Source organism: Siphonobacter aquaeclarae (assembly GCF_900103285.1).
Classification (GTDB): domain Bacteria; phylum Bacteroidota; class Bacteroidia; order Cytophagales; family Spirosomataceae; genus Siphonobacter; species Siphonobacter aquaeclarae.
Genome location: NZ_FNGS01000001.1, coordinates 378,163 through 400,154, shown reverse-complemented (window position 1 = coordinate 400,154; position 21,992 = coordinate 378,163). Strand labels below are relative to the sequence as shown.

The following is a 21,992-nucleotide window of genomic DNA, read 5'->3' as shown; positions in this document are numbered from 1 at the left end:
TGCTTATCGCTTATCGCCTACTGCTCATCACCTACTGCCCTAAACTCCCCATATCAATCACAAACCGATACTTTACATCACCTTTGAGGAGCCGTTCCCAGGCTTCGTTGACCTGATCCGCGCGAATGAGTTCGATGTCGGAGACGATGTTGTGCTCCGAACAGAAATCCAGCATTTCCTGGGTTTCCTGAATCCCGCCGATGGAGGAGCCCGTAAAATTGCGGCGGGGAACAATCACGTTGAAAGCCGAAACAGCAAGGGGTTCGGTAGGCAGGCCGACGAGTACCATCGTTCCGTCGAGCTTCAGGGTACTGAGGTACTCATCTGCCGAGTGCGGGGCCGAAACGGTATCGAGGACGAAATCCAGCTTCATGCGCCACTGTTTCATCTGCGCCGGATCGGTCGACAGCGCTACTTCGTCCGCGCCGAGCCGGCGGGCATCCTCTGCTTTGGAGGGTGACGTCGTGAATACAACGACATACGCGCCCATTGCCTTCGCCAACTTGATCCCCATGTGGCCGAGACCGCCGAGGCCGACAACTCCCACTTTCTGTCCCGGACCTACTTTCCAGCGTTTCAACGGCGAATAAGTCGTAATACCGGCACAAAGCAACGGTGCGGCCGCCGCCGGATCGAGATTGTCCGGAACGCGGAGGACATAGCCTTCGTCGACTACAATCCGCTGGGAATATCCGCCATAGGTATGACCGCCGAGGTGTTTATCCGGGCTGTTGTACGTATAGGTAGCTCCGTGTTCGCAGAATTGCTCCTGGTGGTCGTGACAAGGCTGGCATTCCCGGCAGGAATCGACGAGGCAGCCAACGGCCGCAAGGTCTCCTTCCCTGAACGCTTTTACATGTGCACCGACGCGCACGACACGACCTACGATCTCGTGACCCGGAACACAGGGGTACACCGTACCGCCCCACTCGCCGCGGGCCTGATGGAGGTCGGAGTGGCAAACACCGCAATACAGAATTTCAATCTCCACGTCGTGTGGAGTTACATCCCGACGCGCAATGGTCAGGGATTGAAGCGGCGCTTCGGCAGCGAGGTTGCCGATGGCCTGCACAGAAACAGTTGGCATGGCTTGATGAAAGAAAAAGGAAGAATGAGAGCAATGGCGCTGGTCAGGGTACCGAAACGGACCGGCTGGCGATGCCGCATAGTTCTGACCTGCGACGATACAAAACTACACGCGTCTTCGCCGTATCGGCTAACAACGATCAAACCAAAAAGTAAGAAATTCAAACCAAAACAAAGAGGCCGTTGCATACAGGATGCAACGGCCCCGGCCTGATGGCGGAAATCAGGTACGTTAATTCCAGCCGCCTCCCAGTGCCCGGTAAATATTTACCATGGCATTCATCTGCTTCATTTTGGTTTCGACCAGGTCGAAGCGGGATTCGAGCGCATCGCGCTGGGTCAGCAGTACTTCCATGTAATCGGCGCGGGCCGACATGAACAACGTATTGGAGATCGTCACCGATTGGGTCAGCGCCTGCACTTCCCTTGACTTCAGGTCGTAGCTCTTTTCCAGGTTGGTGATGTTCGACAACTGGTTGGCCACTTCGATGTAGGCGTTCAGAATCGTCCGTTCGTAGTTAAAAACAGCCTGAATCTGCTTGGCATTGGCATTGAAGTAGGCAGCCTTGATGGCGTTTTTATTGACCAGCGGCGCCGTCAGGTCGCCTGCCAGAGAAAACAACAGGGACTGCGGCGTGCGGATGATATACGCCGGGTTAAAGGCGTTGTACCCGAAGCCCGCTGAAATACCCAGCGACGGATAGAAACGCGCCTTGGCAACCTGCACATCCAGCTTCGTCGCGGCCAGCTCCTGCTCCGCCTGCCGGATATCCGGCCGGTTCGCGAGCAGCTGTGACGGCAAACCGGCTTTCACAGCCGCCGGCAGCATGTTTTCAAATCCACCCACGGTACGCGTAACCGGCTGCGGATACCGGCCAACGAGGAAGTTAATCCGGTTTTCCGTTTCGATAATCCGCTGACGGATGGTGTACTGCATGCTCTGCGTGTTGAGTACCTGGGCTTCGAACCGGCGGACGGCCAGCTCGGTCACCTTGGTAGCCTCTTTCTGCAGGCGGACAATCTTGAGGGCGTTGGTCTGAATCTCGATGTTCCGGTTCAGGATATCCAGCTGGGTATCCAGCGCGAGCAGCTCGTAGTACGAGTTCGCGATTTCGGAAATCAGGTTTGTCACCAGGAAATTCCGGCCTTCAATCGAACCCAGGTACCGGTTGACCGCTGCCTTTTTTGCGTTGTGCAGCTTGTTCCAGATATCGATTTCCCAGGTAGCAAACGCGCCAGCCAGGAAGTTGGGAACAGGATCGGGCATTTCCTTACCCGGCTTGATTTCCGTCGTCGCTTCCGTCGCACCCTGTACCGTGTACCGGCCTACCTTATCGACGCCCATGCTTCCGCGCAGGCCAACGAACGGCAGGTACTCCCCTTTCCGCGCCTGGATTTCATTCCGGGAGATTTCGATTTCCTGCAGGGTGATATTCAGCTCCTGGTTGTTATGCAGGGCGGTATCGATCAGGGAAACGAGGTTCGGGTCGGTAAAAAACTCCCGCCATTTCATCCGTGCCGTGTTGGTGGAATCCTGAGACGAGTCAAAACTGCCGGGAACATTCCGGTTCTCTGTCCGGGTCACCAGCACCGGGGTTTTACACCCGGTGATGGCGATCGACAGGAACGCGACTCCCAGTCCTATGCGTGCGATCCTTTTATACATTGTGAGTGAATTCTTCGGTTAACGGATTCTCTTCCTCGCGTTTGATCAGGCGGCGGTTTTCGGCCAGTTTGCCGAAGATGTAGTACAATCCCGGAACGATAAGGACGCCGAAGACCGTACCAAACAACATCCCTCCGAGAGCGGAAGAACCGATCGTCCGGTTACCGATAGCGCCCGGGCCATGCGCCAGTACCAGCGGAATCAACCCGGCGATGAAGGCGAAGGACGTCATCAAAATCGGGCGGAAACGTACCTTGGCTCCTTCGATAGCGGCGTTGAGAACCGTCTCGCCTTCCCGGTGTTTCTGCACCGCGAACTCGACGATAAGGACGGCGTTCTTACCCAACAGACCCACGAGCATGACCAACCCGACCTGTGCATAGATGTCGTTGGCGAGGCCCATCATCTTGATCAGCAGGAACGATCCGAACACCCCGCAAGGCAGCGAGAACACGACCGCCAGCGGCAGCAGGAAACTTTCATACTGAGCCGCAAGTACCATGTAGACGAAGGCCAATACGATGAGGAAGATGTAGACCGCCTCGTTTCCGCGCATGGTTTCATCTTTCGAGAGACCGCCCCAGTCAATGTCGTATCCGCGCGGCAGCGTATTCTTCGCTACTTCCTGGATGACTTTGATTGCCTCCCCGGAGCTGTAACCCTTCGCCGGCTGACCCCGGAAGGCGGCCGTTGTATACATGTTATACCGGTTGATTTCGTTGGCCCCCTGCGTCTTCTTGATCTTCATGAAGGCAGAGAAGGGTACCATTTCGTCCCGGTTGTTTTTCACATACAGGTTCATGATGTCCTCGGGCAGACTCCGGTATTCCGGCGCAGCCTGGACGAATACCTTGAAAAAGCGCTGGAACTTGATGAAACCGAGTTCATACGTACTACCGATGAGAATCGAGAGCGTGTTCATGGCCCGACCGATGGATACACCCTTCTGCATGGCCAGTTTATTGTCGATTTCCAGCTCGTATTGCGGATAATTCGCACTGAAGAAGGTAAACAGACCGGAAAGCTCCTTGCGCTTCTTGAGTTGCGCCATGAAATCTTCCGTTACCCGCTCCAGCTGCTTGTAATCGCCCGAGTTGGTTTTATCGAGCAGCTGCAGGGCAAAACCGCCCGCGGCGCCGTAACCCGGTACGGCCGGAGGATCAAAGAACTCGATCGTCGCACCCGGAATCACCCTGGCCTTCTCTTCGAGTTCCTCCATGATTTCGTTGACGTTGTGCTCGCGTTCGCCCCACGGCTTGAGGTTGATCAGACAGGTACCGGCGTTGGAACCGCGACCTTCCGTCAATACTTCATACCCTGCCAGCGCCGAAACAGACTGGATACCTTCCACGTGCTCGGCAATCTTTTGGAGACGCATTGCGATGTCGTTCGTACGTTCCAGTGTCGATCCCGGAGGCGTCTGGATAATGGCATAGATCATGCCCTGGTCTTCACTCGGAATAAAACCGGAAGGCAGCGTCGTCGAAATACCGAAGATCCCCGCGCCGAAGGCCAGCAGAATACCCCAGGTCACCATCCGGCGGTTGACGATCATGCGCAGCAGTCCGACATACCGGCCCGTCAGTTTCTCAAAACCGCGGTTGAAGGCGTCGATACCTTTGTCAATGATGTTTTTCTTCCGGGGATGATCGTGGTGATTCCGGAGAATCATCGCGCAAAGTACCGGTGTCAGCGTCAACGCGACGAGACCGGAGATAACGATCGACGTCGCCATCGTAATCGCAAACTGCCGGTAGAAAATCCCGACAGGACCCGTCATAAACGCTACCGGCACAAATACCGCAGTCATCAACAGGGTAATGGCAATAACGGCGCCGGAGATTTCGCGGAGTACTTTCTTAACGGCTTTGTAGGGCGATAGATGCTCTTCTTCCATCTTGGCGTGGACAGCCTCGACGACGACGATGGCATCATCGACCACAATACCAATCGCCAATACAAGGGCAAAGAGCGTAATCATGTTGATCGTCAGTCCGAACGCCTGCATGAAAATGAAGGCCCCGACGAGCGATACCGGTACGGCAAGGGTCGGAATGAGCGTTGACCGCCAGTCGCCCAGGAAGACGAACACCACCAATGCCACGAGAATAAACGCGTCCCGCAGGGTGTGAATAACGTTTTCGATGGACGCGTCAAGGAAGTTCGAAACGTCATAGCTGATCTCGTAGTCCATTCCCGGCGGGAAGGTCTTCTTGAGTTCATCCAGTTTCGCCTTAACGTCGCGGATCACATCCTTGGCATTACTGCCGTACGTTTGCTTCAGCTGAATAGCCGCTGACGGGAGTCCGTTCAGGTTTGAGTAAAGGTCATAGTACTCGCTGCCGAGCTCTACTTCCGCAATGTCCTTCAACCGCAGGATTTCCCCGTTGGCGTTCGCCTTGACAATGACGTTTTTATACTGATCCACTTCGTTAAACCGCCCCTGGTACGTCAATACATACTCCAACGCTTCGGCACGCTTTCCGTCGGCCCGGCCGATACGACCCGGAGACCCGATCACGCTTTGCTCACCGAGCGCGTCCATGACTTCGTCGGCAGAGATATTATAGGCACGCATCCGGTCCGGCTTCAGCCAGATACGCATGGCATACTGCCGCGAACCGAGGATACTCGCCTGACCGATACCCGAAATCCGCTGCAACTCCGGAAGCATGTTTACCCCGGCATAGTTGAAGAGGAACTTCATGTTGGCGTTCTTGTCCTTACTGTACAAGTTGACGTACATCAACATGTTCGGCACGATCCGGTTCACGATAACCCCTTCCCGTTGTACCAGGACCGGTAAGCGGTTCAATACCTGCGCAATCCGGGTATTGACGTTCACGACCGCCTGGTCGGGGTTGGTACCGAGGTTAAAAATGATCTGGATGTTGGCTTCCCCCGCACTGGTCGCATCGGAAGTCATGTACTTCATCCCCGGTACCCCGTTGATTGCCTGCTCCATCGGAATGAGCACAGACTCGGTGAGTACCTTGGCGCTCGCCCCGGGGTAGGATGCCCGGACGATAACCATTGGCGGGGAAATTTCAGGGAACTGCGAGATGGGTAGACTGTTGATGGCCAGAATGCCCATGAATATGATGACCAGCGAAATCACAATCGCGAGTACTGGCCGGTGTATGAATTGTCTGAACATATTCTTGCCTGTTTAGTGACACATACCCTCTACTCGGCGTATACTCTCAGTTTCGGGATAACCGACTGCGGACCTTCGTACTGGAACTGGATCTTATCGCCATCCTTCACTTTCCGGATTCCTTCGAGGAGAATGCGTTCGCCATCCTTCAGACCGTTGCCGATAACATACAGGTCAGGCATTTCGGCAGCGACAGATACTTCGCGGGAGTGTACTTTGTTGTCCGCGCCAACGACGTAGACATATTTCTTTTCAAGTATTTCGAACGTGGCTTTCTGCGGGATAATCAGCGCATTACGCAGCGGAATCGTCATTTCGATATTACCCGTTTCGCCGTGGCGGAGGAGTCCCTTCGGGTTCGGGAACGTAGCCCGGAAAGCGATGTTACCGGTTTCGTTGTCAAAATCCGCTTCGATCGTTTCCACTACGCCGGGGTGATCAAACAGCTCGTTGTTAGCCATCCGGAGCTTCACCTGCATCTTCCGGGTATCGGTTTGCTTGGCCTTGTAGTCGAGGTACTCGGCTTCCGGCACGTTGAAGTAGACCCACATTTTGCTGTTGTCAGACAACGTCGTCAGCAGATCGCCTTCGTCCACGAGACTACCGAGCCGTACCTGAAAGTGATCCATGATTCCCGTAAACGGCGCTTTGATCTTCGTGAAACCGAGGTGAACCTGCGCAAGCGCAACTTCCGCCTTGGCTTTGTCGAGCTTCGCGTTTACCATCGCGAGTTCGTTCGGAGCCACAACGTTGCTGTCAGCAAGGCGCTTCGTGTTCTTGTACTCAATGCCGACGAAGCTGGCTTCCGCCTGTGCTTTTTGCAGCTCGGCTTCATACAGTTTCGGCATGATCTGGAACATTACCTGTCCTTCCCGCACCGACTGACCTTCGTCTACATAAATGTTCTGGATATACCCCCGTTGCTGGGCGCGCATTTCGATGTGGCGGATCGCGCGGATCTGGCATACATAGTCTTTGGTAACCGTGGTGTCAGCTTTGAGCGGACTGGTTACGAGGTACTTCACTTCTTCTTCTTTTTCGTGCTGATGCTCGGCGCAGCTCGAAAGCAGGGCACAGGCACTCAACAGCATGAGAATTTTTCTCATAATAGTCTTCTTTTTAAAAGGGGAACGGTCGTTTGAGTCGGCAGCTGTTGCCACCCGGAGTGCACGTCGGCTGCGGCCTCAGGTGCGGGTGTCGGATGCCGAAAGGGCAGTCCGATAAGAGGTGGTGCGTTTTACCTGCATAGTGAGACGGTTTGATGAGTAGGGAAGAAATTTTTATTTGAGGCGACGGACCGGTCGGACCGGCGGGGGTGCGTTGGGAACCTGGACCAGGCGGTGAATGAGGCTATCCTTTTCCTGATTAGCCCGCTGGCAGTCGGTCAGTTGCTGCTGCCAGAGCGAGTCGTCTACCACGGTATGACCGGAAGACGAGAAGTCATCAAATCCCTGCAGGCGACTCAGCTCGCCCAGCAGAAATCCGTTAAACACCAGGGAAAGCGCCAATGCCAGCCCAAAGCCGTAAAGCAAAATCGAGGGGAAACTCCGGCGTTGCATAAGCTTGTATCTTCATTGCTTTGCAACAAAGCAAGCGCCGGAACATTAAAACGGTGTGAGAAGGAAATTAGAAGATATTAGAAAAGTTTAATATCGGGGAAGAGATTGAAGAATCCAGGGTGTCTGAAATAGGCCTAATCGTGTCAAAAAGAGCGGTTTACGTCCCCCAAAACCGTCTTAATACGGCATTTCGGCAATTGTATTCAATCTTTATATAGTACAATATTATATCGGCTCAATTCCATGAAATTCGCTATACGTAGGCCGGAAGTTTAATGGAAACGGTGGTTCCCTCCCCTTCCCGCGACTGAATCTCTAATACACCCTGGTGAAGTTCGACGATTTTCTGTGTCACCGCCAGGCCGATTCCGTAGCCTGGTACGCCCTCTACGTTCTTCCCCCGGTACAACGGATCCAGGATATGCGCCGTATCGGCGTCTGAAATACCGCGCCCGCGGTCGGTAACGCTTACGACTACCTGATCGTTTCCGGAACTCAGTTCCACCGATACATCCCCGGACGAATACTTGCAGGCATTGTCGAGTACATTCAGAAAGGCCGTGCCGAGGAGTGTCGGATTACCTTTGACGGTGAGAATGTCCTCTTCGTCCGCCGAAAACCGGAGCGGCAGATTCCGGCCGGGGTATTTCCCCTGTACCTGGGTGATGGCCGTCATGAGGCAGTCGTCTACCTGCACAGTCGACAGCGCCACCGGGCCATCTGTTACCTTTGCCAGCCCCAGCAGACCGTTTGTCAGCGCGATAACTTTCTTGAGTTCTTCCACCGCCACTTCCATGCTATCCCGCCAGTCGGCCGGGTTCTGATCGTACCGGAGAGATGTTTCCAGCGTACCGAGGGTATTGGTCAGGGGGGTACGCAATTCATGAGAAGCATGGGAAACGAAGCTGCGCTGCGACACAAAGGCATCTTCCAGCCGGAAGAGCATCTGGTTGAAGGTCATCGCCAGTTGCGCGATTTCGTCCCGGCGGTTGCCCTCGTTCACGCGTTTGTGCAGGTGGCGGGCGGTGATGGTTTCCACTTCGTCGACAATCCGGGAGATCGGCTTCAGTACCCGGCCCGAGAAATACCAGCCGGCCAGTACGATCAGCGCAAAACCCAGCAAATTCGCCAGTACCAGAATCTGCTGGAGGGCGCCGAGCTTCGCAAAGCCGATGCGGTCAAACCCCGAAACAAAGATGTAAAACTGCTGACCGCGGTCCCGGTACGGCATCACGATCGACTCCAGGTGCCCGATCCGGAAGGTAGACAGCGTATTTCCGGACAAAAAGGGTATTTTCTCCTTGTAGTAGTCCGACTCCTTCAGCATCCGGTTGGTAAAGACCAGTTTCTGATCGCTGTCATAGATGCTGATCTGCTCTTCGACGATCGTCAGGAGATCTGTCCGGACCATGTTCTTGAAAAAATCGTCGTGCAGGTGCCGGCGCGAAATCAGGACGCGACCAGCTACCTCTGCTTTTCCTTCCAGCCGGCTGAAAAACTCTTCCTGCCGGTACAGCGAATAGAAGTAGAAAACGAGCAGGCACAGCGTGACCTGAATGGCCATCGCCAGGAGGGTAAAAATGATCGTCAGGCGATTGCGGATAAGCATGCAGGTACGGGTATGGGAAGGGCTACTCTTCGCGGAGAACGTAGCCCATTCCGACGACGGTATGCAACAGTTTCGGCGAAAAATCCTTGTCTATTTTCTTTCGCAAATAACTGATATACACGTCAATAACATTGGTATTGCTGTCAAATTTAAGACTCCAGACCCGCTCGCTGATGTCGACCCGGGAAATGGTTTTTCCCTTGTTGAGCATGAGGTACTCCATCAGGGCATACTCCCGCGTGGTGAGGTCGATCCGCTTGCCGCCGCGGGTAACGGTCTTGGTATCCAGGTTCAGCTCCAGATCGGCCAGTTGCAGTACCTGCCGCTGGCGGGAGCCGTTCCGGCGGGTAAGCGCCCGAACGCGCAGCAGAAGCTCCTGAAACTCAAATGGTTTGGCGAGGTAATCGTCGGCGCCGGCATTGAATCCGTCGGCCTTATCGGCCAGGCTGTCCAGCGCCGTCAGCATCAGCACCGGAATTGTTTCGTTTTCGGAACGGACCAGCCGGCACAGCTCGAATCCGTTGAGCTGCGGCAGGTTTACGTCCAGGATCAGGAGATCGTAAATATTCCGGCGGAAAAGCGAAAGACCCGTGCGGCCGTCATACGCGACTTCCACTTCATAGCCTTCCGCCGAAATTCCCTTGCGGATAAAGGAAGCCAACCGCTCCTCGTCTTCAACTAACAGAATTTTCATGGATTGAGCCTGGCTGTTTGGCACAACGGGCAGGACATGCTCCGGAATGCGTCTCGCCAAAAATACGATACATTTCAGACCCTATCCTACCCGTCCGCATTCGTTTTGATGCAAACCGGTTCCGAATGTCAACCTTCTTTACCGGCGATACCGGCAAATGAGACGAACGGGCTATTCATCACGCCAACGTCATTTCCTGCTCAATACCGATCTCGCGAAGAAAAGCTACATCGTGTGAAACGACCAGCACCGTCCCGGGGTATTCCCGGATGGCTGTTGTCAACAATTCCTGACTGCGAATGTCCAGATTATTGGTCGGTTCGTCAAGTAACAGCAGTTCAGGCGCTTCTGTCCCGGCCGCCAGGCAACACAGGGCCAGCTTGAGCTTCTCGCCGCCGCTGAGATCTCTCGTCGGCGTATACCATTTTTCTGCGGGAAACTGATGCTGGTGCAGCAGGGATTTCAGGCTATGTTCCGGCAACAAGCGGGAATTGAACCGTTCGACCTGTCGCAAAACGGGTAGCGCCGGGTCCAACAGGGAGTAATCCTGATCCAGCCAGGCAAAAGGTACTTCGGCCCGCCAGAGTACGCCGGCATCCGGCTGCCGGCTGCCGGTGAGCAACCGAAGCAGCGACGTTTTCCCGGAACCATTCGGTCCGGCTATCCGGATACGGTCTCCCGAACGAATCTGAAACGACAATGTCCAGAGTACCCGGTCGCTATAAACCACCTGCACATCCCTTCCTTCGGCCAGTAGTTTCCCCTTATGCAGGTGCGGGGTACCAAGGCTGAGCCGGAGGGGCAATAATTCTTCGATGCGGGAGCGGGTCTGCCGGAGCTCGTCAGACAGGCCGCTCATCTTGTTTTCGTGGACTTCCTTCATCCGGGCGGAGCTGACTTCGGCCTGGCGCTGGAGGTTACCGGCAACGATCCGGGGAAGCGACTGTTTCTGCCCATGAGCCTTCCCGCGGACTTCCTTTTTCTGCCGCTGCTCGGCCAATTCCTTTGCCTTCTGGCGGGCCTGTTTCAGGGCTTTTTCCTGCTCATCCCGCTGGTGCTGAAGGGCTTGTAATTGACCGTCCTTCTGCCCGCGGTAGAAGGTATAGTTACCTCCGAATACCTCCAGCCCGAGGGTCGTCAGCTCCAGGGTCGTATCCATCAGGTCGAGGAGGGTACGGTCGTGGCTGACGACGAGAAGAGACCCCGTCCACGTTTTAATAAATTCATACAATTTTTGGCGGCTTTGCTGATCCAGGTGGTTGGAAGGCTCGTCGAGCAGCAGCAGATCCGGCCGGTGAATCTGCGCGCCGGCCAGAAATACCTTGGTTTTTTCGCCGCCGCTGAGGCTGCCCATCGGGCGTTCGGGGTCAACGTCGCCAAGCCCCCACCCGGCGAGCGCTTCGGCGACGCGGTCTTCCAGCTCCCAGTCGTCCTGAAGCTTTTCAAAATGTATTTCAGCGGCATCGCCACCCAGAATAGCCCGCAGCGCAAGCCATTGGGGCTCAACGCCGAGTGCCCGGATAACAGGCATTTCATCGTATTGGCCGGTATGCTGAGGGACTGTCCAGCGGGTGCCGCCGATGGTCACGGCGCCGGCTGCCGGCATCAGTTCTCCGGCCATCAGCCGGATCAGCGTAGACTTGCCTACGCCGTTATGGCCCACGAGCGCGGCTTTTTCGCCGTCGCCCAGAACCAGATCAAGGGATTGGAACAGGGGTTCTCCGTCCGGACGGAGATAGTCCACCATAGAAAGAACGATACTCATGTGAAAGACAGGAGTTTATCGAAAGAAAAAAGAAAAGGAGGCCGGTTGGAAAATGCAACCGGATCAGGACGCCTGAAGCGTATCAGAAAAGAAGGGTATCACATATGTGTCCGGAAAGAAGCCCGCCCGCACAAGCGGCAGCGAAGCTATGATCAGTTTCGAAAGAAGTCGGATGGAAACTGCCGGGGTATCACATAAAGGGCTAAAGAGAACTATTGAGTTGCAAAGATACAAAACATTTCGGTGAATGCCTGTTTCGGACCGGTCCGGGAGCCATTTTTGTCATAGGGTTTTCCCTAGTTTTCTTCGGAATCGGGTTTCCCCTATTTGAGTCACCATTCAATAAATCCTATTTTTGCTATGCAATTTACCATTACCACTGCCTCTAAACCTGTTTTACCGCGCGGCGTATGATACGTGTTCTGATTGCTGACGACCATAATGTTTTTGTCGAAGGAATCGAGTCCCTGATTTCCGGTTCGGCAGGCATTGAGGTGACCGAGCGGTGCTATTCCGCGGAGGCGGTCATGAGCCGGCTCGCGCTAACGGAAGTTGATGTTATTCTGCTCGATATTTCGTTTCCGCGCATCGAAGACGGCCTTTCGCTCTGCGAGTACATTACCCGGGTGTATCCCGGCGTGCAGGTGATCGCGCTGACCATGCACGACGACGCCAGCCTGATCAAGCGGGTCGTCCGGAAGGGCGCGAAGGGATACTTGCTGAAAAACACGACGAAGTCGGAACTCCTCCAGGCAATTGAAACAGTCTGCGCCGGGAAAACGTACTTCAACGATACCATCACGACGATCCTTCTCCACGACAGTCCCAAGCAACGCAAGCCGGCGGCAGGTCTCCGTCCGAACCTGACCCCGCGGGAGTCGGAAGTACTGAACCTGATTTCCCAGGGGCTGACGACGCAACAAATGGCCAATCAACTGTTTGTCAGCGTAAAAGCCGTTGAGTTCCATCGCAGCAGTCTCCTGCTGAAATTCGATGTTCCGAATACGGCACTGCTGATCAAGACGGCCATGGAACTGAACTATATCGACTGATGAAGAGGATACTCTGGCTGTTGCTGCTGATCGGTACGGCGGCCCGGGCATTACCTCCCGGGATAGACAGTACCAACCGGCAAATCCGGATCCTGCTGGCGGACAAGAAATTCGGAGACGCGGCAAGGGCCTACGAGCACCTCGGCTGGCTGTACCAGCAGCAGTATGGTTATAATAAGTATACAGTAGACGCTTATTTCCAGTGTCTCAAGTATTTCCACCTGGAGGGCGATTCGACGGACTATTACCGCCTGCATCACAAGCTGGGAGACTACTACTACCTGCACGATGAATTCATGCAAAAACATGCGGTGAACTATATCCGACGGGCATACCTGTACTTCCGGCGGGTCGGGGATCTGCCCCGGACCATTGACTGTGAGCTGGCACTGGCGAATATCGAGCAAAATTCGAAACCGGTACCCGTTTCGCTCATCACCCGCCTCCGGAAAGCCGAACGGATCAGCGCCAGGGCGGGATTGGCTCAGTCACAGGCATTTGCGCTGAACCTGCTGTCGACGACATACCTGCGGTTTCAACGCCCGGATTCGGCCCGGTATTTCGCCTCGGCGAGCCTGGCCATGTCGAAAAAGCTCGGCGTAAACTGGCTGACGGGTCTGAACTATTTCTACCTCGGCATCACCGAGCAGTTTCGGAAGAATACCGCCGCTGCACTGGACTACTTCCGGAACAGCTACCGGTTTGCCACGCAGGAGAACAACATCTCGATGATGCGGCAGATTTCCCGGCATACCGGAGAGAGCTACGCCGATGCGGGAGATTTTCGGAACGCATACCTGTCACAGCTCAAGGCACTGGAACTCGCAACGCAGTTTTACCAGTCGGAACAAACGAAAAGCATCCGGCTTCAGGAGCTTGACAGCCAGATCAAAACCCTGGCGGTAGAAAAGCAGCTGGTAGCCGAACAGAGTCAGTATCAGCGGTTTCTGAATTCGATGCTGGTGGTGGGTTTGATTTTATCTGTCGTGGGCGTCGGGGTACTGATCTACCTGCGTCGCCAGCAGAAGCTCATTGCCCGGCAACAGGCCGTCATCGCGCAGCAACAGATTCACGACCTCGAACTCAAGTCGCTCCGGGCCATGATCGAAGGACAGGAAAGCGAGCGCAGCCGGATCGCACGTGACCTGCACGACGGCCTTGGAATTCAGCTATCCCGGATCAAGCTCTTTGTCGAAGCCCATCAGGAGCAGCTCCCCGGCGGCGTACGCGAACCGCTGAATCAGTTTCTGGACGAAGCCTGTACCGAAACGCGACTGATTTCGAACGACCTGCGTCCCTATGCCCTCTCCACGTTCGGGTTGATACCCGCGCTGGAAGACCTCGTTCAGAAACTCAACCTCGTCAACCAGACCGAACTGGTACTTGAACATTACGGCGAGATGCCGCCGCTCAGCGAGGAGGCTTCCGGAATGATTTTCCGGGTGATCCAGGAGCTGCTGAACAACGCCCTGAAACACGCCTTCGCCCGGCATATCACGGTGCAGTTGCTCGTTAACGACGAAACAGCCCTTATCAGCGTGGACGACGACGGCCGTGGCGGCGTGCCGGAAGAAGCGTCCGGCAACGGGCTTGCCAATATTCGCTCCCGCATTACCTACCTCGGCGGACAGGTCATGTGGCAGAGCGAACCCGGACGGGGAACTTCCGTCATGATTTCATTACCCATGAACCGATTAGTAGCCCTTAACCCCTCAGGCCGGACCGCCTGATCCATTTCCGAAAAACAGTACCGTTTACGGTCTCCTGTTGCCAGGCGACCCCGGCTTTCTGCGGCCTTTCCGGGCCGGAGCCGGCCATTCCATGTCCTGCACATCTAAACACGATGACTATGACCAAACCTCTTCTTCTGGTATTCTTCCTGCTGAGTTCCTGCCTGGCGGCGTGGGCCCAGCAGCGAACCATCCGGGGCGTTATCTCCGATGACAAAGGCGTGACGCTCCCCGGCGCGTCCGTTTACGTCAAAGGAACGCAGACCGGTACGACTTCCGACGCCTCGGGCCGGTTTACCCTAGCCGTTTCGGCGGAGGCCCGCACGCTGGTGATTTCCTTCATCGGAAAACAAACACAGGAGCTGGAAATCGGCTCACGTACGCAGTTCTCCGTTACCCTGCTGAGTACGGAGAAAAACTTTGACGAAGTCGTTGTGATTGGCTATGGTACGGCGAAACGCTCGGACGTCACTTCCTCCATTACTACGCTGAAAGCTACCGAGTTGAAAGATATTCCCGCAGCCGGTGTAGACCAGCTGCTTCAGGGAAAAGCTGCCGGTGTGACGGTGACGAGCAACGGCGGACAGCCGGGCGGCGGAGTTTCGGTGAAGGTTCGCGGCGTTACGTCCATCAACAGCAACGACCCGCTTTTTGTGATTGACGGCGTGCCGTTTGTCGGCGGAAATACCTCGGCTTCCAGCGGATATGCCGGATTGGGCGGAGGCGACGGGCAAACGGGTAACAGCGTCATGGCAATGCTGAATCCGAATGATATTGAGTCGATCGACGTCCTCAAAGACGCTTCCGCGCAGGCGATCTATGGCTCGCAGGCTGCCAACGGGGTCATCATGATCACGACGAAACGCGGCAAGCAGGGCGACGGCAAAATCAACTACGACGTGTACTACGGCGTGTCGGAAGTAGCCCGCAAGCTCGATCTCATGGATCTGCCGGAATTTGCCCGTTACCAAAATCAGGTACTGCCGATCATCGGTAATCCGGTTTCGGATGAATTCAAAGACCCGTCTATCCTCGGCCGGGGTACCGACTGGCAGGATGCTATGTTCCAGCGGGGCAGTATCCAGAACCACCAGCTGAGTTTCTCGGGTGGCCGTGACCGGACGAATTACTACGTCTCCCTCAACTACTTCACCAATAAGGGTATTCTGCTCGGTTCCGACTTCAAACGGTATTCGGCGCGTTTCAGCCTGGATAATCAGTTGAAAAGCTGGGCGAAAGTAGGATTGAGCGCCAACGTTTCCCGGAGTATTCAGAACGTATCCCTCGCCGATGCGGCGGAAAGTACCATCTGGTGGGGCGCAGTGACGAGCCCGCTTATTCCGGTCAAGAATATTGACGGCTCCTGGGGCGGCGGCCAGACCATCGGCGGGGTTCAGTATAACAACGCCAATCTCGTGGGCAACAGCCAGTTCCGCGGCAATACCAAGACGACCAACAACATTTTCGGTAGTTTCTACGCCGAACTCGAGCTGCTCAAGGGCCTGACCCTGCGCAACGAACTCTCGTATACCCTCGGGCAGGACAACAATGTAGCCTTTCAGAAATCAGGGAACGTCGGCGGGACTTCCTTCCGCAGCAAACTCATCGATTCCCGTTCCGACAGCTACTACTGGTCGCTTACCAACTACCTGAACTACAATAAGTATTTCGGCAAACACGGTATCCAGGCCACACTGGGGCACCAGGCGCAAGCCTCTTATTATCAGGCGATTTCCGGATCAAAGGTAGATCTCCAGGCCAATATCTTTGACCTGAATACCGGGAGCTCGGACCAGACCTCCTGGGGCCTCAACGGCGGCAAGGGTCACTGGGCAATGGAATCGTTCTTTGCCCGGGCGAACTATACCTATGACGACCGGTACTCCGTCTCTGCGAGCTTCCGCGCGGACGGTTCATCCAACTTCGGTCCGAACAACCGGTGGGGGTACTTCCCCGGCGTTTCGGCGGGCTGGACGGTAACCAACGAGAAGTTTGCCAAAGGGTCTCTGACCAACGTCATGAACTACCTCAAAGTCCGGGTAGGCTATGGATCAGTCGGCAACCAGAACTTCCCCGGCGGGGCACCCAACCCGGCTTATGTCGGTGCGGTGCAGTTTTTCTCGGGACCGGTTGGCTTCGGGACGTCCAACATGATCAACGGCATTCCGAACCCGAACCTGAAATGGGAATCGGTTCGCACCACCAACGCGGGGATTGATGTCGGCTTCCTCAACGGCCGGATCGACGCGACGATCGACGTCTACAAAAAGGTAACGTCCGACATGATCATCTTCCTCACCGGCCCGAACCTGATCGGCGTCGGCGATCAGTGGGACGACCTCAAGGCTCCCCTCGGCAACGCCGGCCAGATGACCAACACCGGTATCGACATCAGCCTCAATACCGTCAATGTGAAGAAGGGTGATTTCACCTGGAAGTCGAACGTCGTCTTTACCCAGTTTACCAACACCTATGACAAGGCGGCCAGTGCTGCCTCCGCGCTCGACGGGAAGGTCTACTACAGCAACTACCTCGTCACCCACACCACGCCGGGCCGGCCGGTGGGCTCGTTCTGGGGCCTGAAGACCGACGGCCTTTTCCGCACGCAGGAAGAACTGGCCTCCAGCCTCCCGCAGTTCGGATACAAAGTCAACCAAAACGAAACGTGGCTGGGGGATATCCGCTTCAAGGACATCAACGGCGATGGGAAAGTAGACGCACAGGACATGACCTATATCGGCAGTCCGCTGCCGAAGTTCTCCTGGGGCTTCACCAATACCCTGAATTACAAGGGATTCGACCTGTCAGTGTTTCTCCAGGGAAGTCAGGGAGCGAAAGCATTCAACTTCCTCCGCTGGCAGCTGGAGGGGATGAACAGCGCCTGGTCCAACCAGATGCGGACGGTCAATGACCGCTATACCGACGACAATACCGACGGCAGCCTGCCCCGCTTCACGGTCACCAACAAGAACAATACGGCCATGTCGGACCGGTATGTGGAAGATGCCTCTTTCTGGCGTATCCAAAACATCACGCTGGGCTACCGCCTGCCGAAGACCCTCCTGGACCGTATCAAAGTGGCCAATATCCGGATCTACGGCAGCATCCAGAACCTCAAGACGTTCACCAGCTACTCCGGCTACGATCCTGAAATCGGCGCGTTCAACAACAGCATCAAGCTGATGAACGTCGATACCGGTCACTATCCCAATCCCCGGACATTCACCCTCGGAGCCAATCTGCAATTCTGACACAGCATGAAAAAGACAGCGATCTATACCTTACTGACGGCCGGAGCGCTTCTGACGTCCTGCCAGAAAGACTTCATCGATCGGCCCTCGCTTTCGGGTACGACGACCGGCAACTATTACAACAACGCCGACGAAGTACGGGCCGCTACCAGCACGCTCTACAGCGGCCTGCCGTGGCGGAACTACGAAAGCCGCGCCCAGGATGCCATCGGCGACGTGATGTCGGGAAATATGTTTACCTACACCGACACCGAGTACCTCAGCTTCTCCATGTCTTCCGCTTCCGAACGCATCGGCGCGGCATGGGGCGCCTTCTACAAGATCATCGGCTACTGCAATGTGATGATCAAAACGTTTGAGGAAAAGAAGGCAACGGGCGGTGGCGCGAGCTACCTCGACCCGGCTATTGCCGAAGCGCATTTCATCCGGGGAACGGTGTATTTCTACATCGCCCGCACCTGGGGTCATGCCCCGATCATCACCGATCCGGGTGCGACGGCCCTTTCCGGCAACTTCAATATCCCCCGGTACCTGCAAAAAGATGTACTGCGGTTTGCGCGGGAAGAACTGCTCGCCGCCGAAGCGGGACTACCCGAATCGGACGTACCCGGCCGGGTGACCAAATACTCCGCCAAGGGTATGCTTGCCAAGCTGTACCTCTACGAGAAGGACTACGCCAACGCCAAAACCAAGGCCGAGGAAGTCATTAACTCCGGCAAGTACAAGCTCGTAAGCGATTACAACGGTATGTTCACCAAAAGCGCGATGAACAACAACGAGGAGAGCCTGTTCTCCATCCAGCACCAGTTGGCGCAGGATCCCTGGGGAACGGGTAACCTCAAGAATCCGGACCGTGGCGCGGGTTGCCTCCGTACCGCCGAAGCCGACGCCTGGGAAATGTATGTACCCTCGCTCGACATCCTGAAAGAATACGAGTTCGGCGATCTGCGTCGGAAATGGTCGGTTATGGAACACGGCTGGACCAACCCCGCCTGGAAGCCGCAACGTGTCAACGCGCCGAAGTACAACGCGTTCATGGCCAATGGTTTCCGGTATGATACCCTGCAACCGGTAGCCGACGGCGGCAACCTCAACGCCGTACGCGCCAACATTGCCAAGTACTTCGCCGGTCCGGGCAAGAGTTTCGGCAGCGACGCCGTACTGGGTCAGAACTCCGGCAACAACGTGGTACTGCTCCGCTACGCAGATGTGCTGCTGATTTACGCGGAAGCAATCCTGGGCGGCAATGCCTCGACGGCTGATGCCAAGGCGCTGGCCGCGCTGAATCAGGTACGCAGCCGCGCCGGATTGATGCCGAAAACAGCCATTACCAACGACGATATCCTGCACGAGCGCCGCGTCGAATTTGCTTTCGAAGGTGATTTCTGGTACGACATCCAGCGCCAGGGATACGCCAAAGCGAAAGCCATCATCGAAAAACAGAACCGCGGTACCGTGACAGCGCCCACGTACGTCACCAACTTCTCCGAAGACCGCATGTACCTCCCCATTCCGGCCGGGGAAATCGTACAGGACCCTGAACTGGCCAAGGACCCCGTCCCGTACTACAAATAATTACAGACAGCAATGACAGCACGTTCCTATATCGCCTTTGCCCTGCTGGCTTTCGCAGGGCTCGCAGCCTGCGAGAAAGACACCGACGGCCGGCCTGAATACAAGCCCGGCACGCCCGTCGCCACCGCTCTCGCACCGGATTCCGCCTCGGGCGGATCGGTGGTCGTCCTTAACGGTACCGGCCTCGGTGACATGCGCACCATCGTTTTCGAAAAGGAAAATATCCCGGCGGGATTTCAGCCGACGCTGAACACCGATAAGGCGCTCATTTTCCGGGTTCCGGAGGAAGCCATCGGCGGGCAACAGAACATTACGTTCACAAACAGCGCCGGGAAATCGGTTTCCGTTTCGTTCCGGGTATTGGCGTATCCGACGATCAACGAGGTATCGAACTACAACTTCACCAAGGATACCCAGATTACGCTGACGGGCAATAACCTCGACGACGTTTCCTCGGTGAAACTTTCCGGAACCGGCGACGCCGTGACAATCGTCTCCAAGGAAAAGAAATCGATGGTCATCAAAATGCCGGCGACGACCGTTACCCGTGCCACGCTGGACATCAAGAATACCACAGGCGCCATGAAGACGACGCAGGAGTTTGTCAACATGGATAAGGTCTTCCCGATCTTTACGGATGACTATGCGAAAGGTATCGCGGATGCCTCCTGGGGAGATGCGGCGGCGATTTCCAAAACGGAGTTCAAGTCAGGTACTGCTTCTGTCGGAAAAAACTTCCAGAAGGGCAACTGGCACCTGATCGGCTTCTCGCTTCCGGGACTCGCGTACTCGGCGGACTATACCTATCTTTCGGGATGGATCAAAGGCGCCTCGGCCGACTATACGCTGTACGTCACAACCGATGCCGGAGCCGGTGCTTTTGGTGATTACATCGAGAAAAACGCGATCAACGTCAAAGCGGGCACCTGGACGTATTTCAAAATCAAATTAACAGACATGGACTTCTGGAAAGCCGGCAGTACGCTCAAATCTCTGGGCTTCCGGATCAAGGGTCCTGACAAACAGGACGAAGTATTCTATTTTGACGACCTCGTACTGATCAAATAACCGCCACGCCGGTGGGGCTGCGGGCTCCACCGGCATTTTTTTCTTCTCATGCGAATTGTCTTTTTTATTTTACTCAGTATCAGCGCGTTTGCGCAAACGCCGGTACGACGCCACGGCGCGCTACGCGTGGAAAGCGGCCGGATAGTCGATCAGCACGGCGTTCCTCCTCAACTTCGCGGGATCAGCTTTTCTTGGAGCGTATGGGGCGGACGAAAGTACTACTCGCCGAAGGTGGTCGACTGGCTCGTCAAAGACTTCAAAACCTCTCTCGTCCGTGTATCCATGGCCATCGAGCCGAAAAACGGATATCTCTCCGACCCGGAAGGCCAGAAGAAAACAGTCCTGCCGGTGATCGACCGGGCAGTGAAAAAGGGCATCTATGTCCTGATCGACTGGCACGATCACCATGCCGAAAAGAATCAGGAAGCTTCCCGGTTGTTTTTCGCAGAAATGGCGAAGCGGTACAAAGGCGTTCCGAATGTCATCTATGAAATCTGGAATGAGCCGGATCATCAGTCCTGGGAGGTGATCAAAGCCTACGCCGAAGTCATCATCGCCGAAATCCGGAAACACGACCCGGATAACCTGATCGTTGTAGGCAGTCCGCGCTGGGACCAGGACGTAGACATCGCCGCCGCTTCCCCCATCGAAGGCTACCGGAACATCGCCTATTCCTTTCATTTCTACGCCTCCGATTCCAGCCACCAGGAAAAACTACGCGCCAAAGCGGAGAAGGCTATGGCCGCCGGGCTGGCCCTTTTTGTAACCGAATGGGGCGTCGGGGAATCAAACGGAGACGGGATTTTCGACCCTGAAAAAACCCAAACCTGGTACGACTGGATGGAGCAGCACCGGCTCAGCTGGGCCAACTGGAACATCACCGACAAAAAAGAAACAACTGCCCTTCTCCAGCCCGGCGCTCCCGCCGACGGCAAATGGAAGGAAGACGAGCTGACGCCGGCAGGGCGTTATATAAGGACCCAACTGCGGATTAGCTATAGGCGGTAAGCTATAGGCTATAAGCAAGCGTCATCCGGTGGACTTGCTTATAGCTTAAAGCCTACAGCTTACCGCCTATTATGCAGCCCACAGCACTACGCTCACACCCACCCCTTAAACTCCTCATACTTCAAATCCTTCGCCCGGACGGCCTTCTCGTAGGTTTGTACTTCTTCAAACGCCTCTTCGACGATCTTATCGGCGTTGTGCCAGAGGTCGTCGGCAGGATAGAAACAAACGCCGTTGGCGATTTCGGTGAGTACCGCGCTTGCCAGAGAGGCAAAGCGGAACTGAAAACTGTCTCCGGCATGCCAGACGAATGAGATCGTCTGCCGGCACTCCGCCAGGCGTAAATCCGCCACCGGGCAGGCAAAAGGCACCTCAGGGCGCTTCTTTCCGAACAAACTGGCCCAGAGCCCCGGTTTGGGGTTCAGGGCCTTTTTGGCTTCCGTTAAATCAAAATCTTTGATATAGAACTTGATGCCTGTTTTGAGCTGCTTGCCGCGCAGGGCTTCAATCGGAGGGTCAGACAACTCGTACCGGAAGGTCAGTTTTCCGGAAGACAGGGTAAAACCGGGATCCAGCTCCACAGTCATGTCAAATTCATTCAGTCTTTCGATGGCCTTCCGAAGCAGCGCTTCGGTGACTTCTTCGCAGTAAACGATGGTTTCAAGACTCATAAGGATGGATTGGTACGTGGCGGTGACAAATGGGACCTCTCCAGCACCCACAAGGTTCGGCAGAGGTGAAATATTCACGACGTATAATACAAAATTCTCCC

Annotated in this window: 15 protein-coding genes; 6 read left to right on the top strand and 9 right to left on the bottom strand. The window is 55.5% G+C overall.

Annotated elements, in window-relative coordinates; translation table 11 throughout:
• Positions 1-31: 31 nt before the first annotated feature.
• From BLR09_RS01535 to BLR09_RS01500, 8 genes are all read right to left on the bottom strand, one after another.
• Positions 32-1,087 carry an NAD(P)-dependent alcohol dehydrogenase gene (locus BLR09_RS01535; protein WP_093196807.1) on the bottom strand — a complete coding sequence of 352 codons (1,056 nt, stop codon included), beginning with the start codon at positions 1,085-1,087 and terminating at the stop codon, positions 32-34.
• Positions 1,088-1,318: 231 nt separating this feature from the next.
• Positions 1,319-2,752 carry a TolC family protein gene (locus tag BLR09_RS01530; protein WP_093196805.1) on the bottom strand — a complete coding sequence of 478 codons (1,434 nt, stop codon included), beginning with the start codon at positions 2,750-2,752 and terminating at the stop codon, positions 1,319-1,321.
• Positions 2,745-5,909, bottom strand: a complete 3,165-nt coding sequence (locus tag BLR09_RS01525) for an efflux RND transporter permease subunit (RefSeq protein WP_093196803.1) — start codon at positions 5,907-5,909, stop codon at positions 2,745-2,747. The genes BLR09_RS01530 and BLR09_RS01525 overlap by 8 nt, the downstream gene beginning before the upstream one ends.
• Positions 5,910-5,938: 29 nt before the next feature.
• On the bottom strand, positions 5,939-7,015 hold the full coding sequence (locus BLR09_RS01520) for an efflux RND transporter periplasmic adaptor subunit (RefSeq protein WP_093196801.1): 1,077 nt from the start codon (positions 7,013-7,015) through the stop codon (positions 5,939-5,941).
• 174 nt (positions 7,016-7,189) lie between these two features.
• Entirely contained in the window at positions 7,190-7,468 is a 279-nt protein-coding gene (locus BLR09_RS01515) for a hypothetical protein (RefSeq protein WP_093196799.1), read from the bottom strand.
• A gap of 253 nt (positions 7,469-7,721) precedes the next feature.
• Positions 7,722-9,077 carry a sensor histidine kinase gene (locus BLR09_RS01510; protein ID WP_093196797.1) on the bottom strand — a complete coding sequence of 452 codons (1,356 nt, stop codon included), beginning with the start codon at positions 9,075-9,077 and terminating at the stop codon, positions 7,722-7,724.
• Between the two features lie 22 nt (positions 9,078-9,099).
• Positions 9,100-9,771 carry a response regulator transcription factor gene (locus BLR09_RS01505; protein WP_093196795.1) on the bottom strand — a complete coding sequence of 224 codons (672 nt, stop codon included), beginning with the start codon at positions 9,769-9,771 and terminating at the stop codon, positions 9,100-9,102.
• A gap of 178 nt (positions 9,772-9,949) precedes the next feature.
• On the bottom strand, positions 9,950-11,536 hold the full coding sequence (locus tag BLR09_RS01500; RefSeq protein WP_093196793.1) for an ABC-F family ATP-binding cassette domain-containing protein: 1,587 nt from the start codon (positions 11,534-11,536) through the stop codon (positions 9,950-9,952).
• 410 nt (positions 11,537-11,946) lie between these two features.
• On the opposite strand from BLR09_RS01500, the gene BLR09_RS01495 reads away from it, so the two are divergent.
• From BLR09_RS01495 to BLR09_RS01470, 6 genes are all read left to right on the top strand, one after another.
• Positions 11,947-12,588: a response regulator gene (locus tag BLR09_RS01495; RefSeq protein WP_093196791.1), complete on the top strand. Its 642-nt coding sequence runs from the start codon at positions 11,947-11,949 to the stop codon at positions 12,586-12,588.
• Positions 12,588-14,318, top strand: coding sequence for a sensor histidine kinase (locus BLR09_RS01490; protein WP_093196789.1), 1,731 nt, complete (start codon positions 12,588-12,590; stop codon positions 14,316-14,318). Before BLR09_RS01495 ends, BLR09_RS01490 begins: the two co-directional genes overlap by 1 nt.
• 119 nt (positions 14,319-14,437) lie before the next feature.
• Positions 14,438-17,569 carry a SusC/RagA family TonB-linked outer membrane protein gene (locus tag BLR09_RS01485; protein ID WP_093196787.1) on the top strand — a complete coding sequence of 1,044 codons (3,132 nt, stop codon included), beginning with the start codon at positions 14,438-14,440 and terminating at the stop codon, positions 17,567-17,569.
• A gap of 6 nt (positions 17,570-17,575) precedes the next feature.
• Positions 17,576-19,144 carry a RagB/SusD family nutrient uptake outer membrane protein gene (locus BLR09_RS01480; RefSeq protein WP_093196785.1) on the top strand — a complete coding sequence of 523 codons (1,569 nt, stop codon included), beginning with the start codon at positions 17,576-17,578 and terminating at the stop codon, positions 19,142-19,144.
• Between the two features lie 12 nt (positions 19,145-19,156).
• Positions 19,157-20,212, top strand: a complete 1,056-nt coding sequence (locus BLR09_RS01475; protein WP_093196783.1) for an IPT/TIG domain-containing protein — start codon at positions 19,157-19,159, stop codon at positions 20,210-20,212.
• A gap of 48 nt (positions 20,213-20,260) precedes the next feature.
• Complete coding sequence (locus BLR09_RS01470) at positions 20,261-21,220, top strand: glycoside hydrolase family 5 protein (protein ID WP_093196781.1); 960 nt, start codon at positions 20,261-20,263, stop codon at positions 21,218-21,220.
• Between the two features lie 92 nt (positions 21,221-21,312).
• On the opposite strand, the gene BLR09_RS01465 is transcribed toward BLR09_RS01470, so the two are convergent.
• On the bottom strand, positions 21,313-21,891 hold the full coding sequence (locus BLR09_RS01465) for a hypothetical protein (protein WP_093196780.1): 579 nt from the start codon (positions 21,889-21,891) through the stop codon (positions 21,313-21,315).
• Between the last annotated feature and the right edge of the window lie 101 nt (positions 21,892-21,992).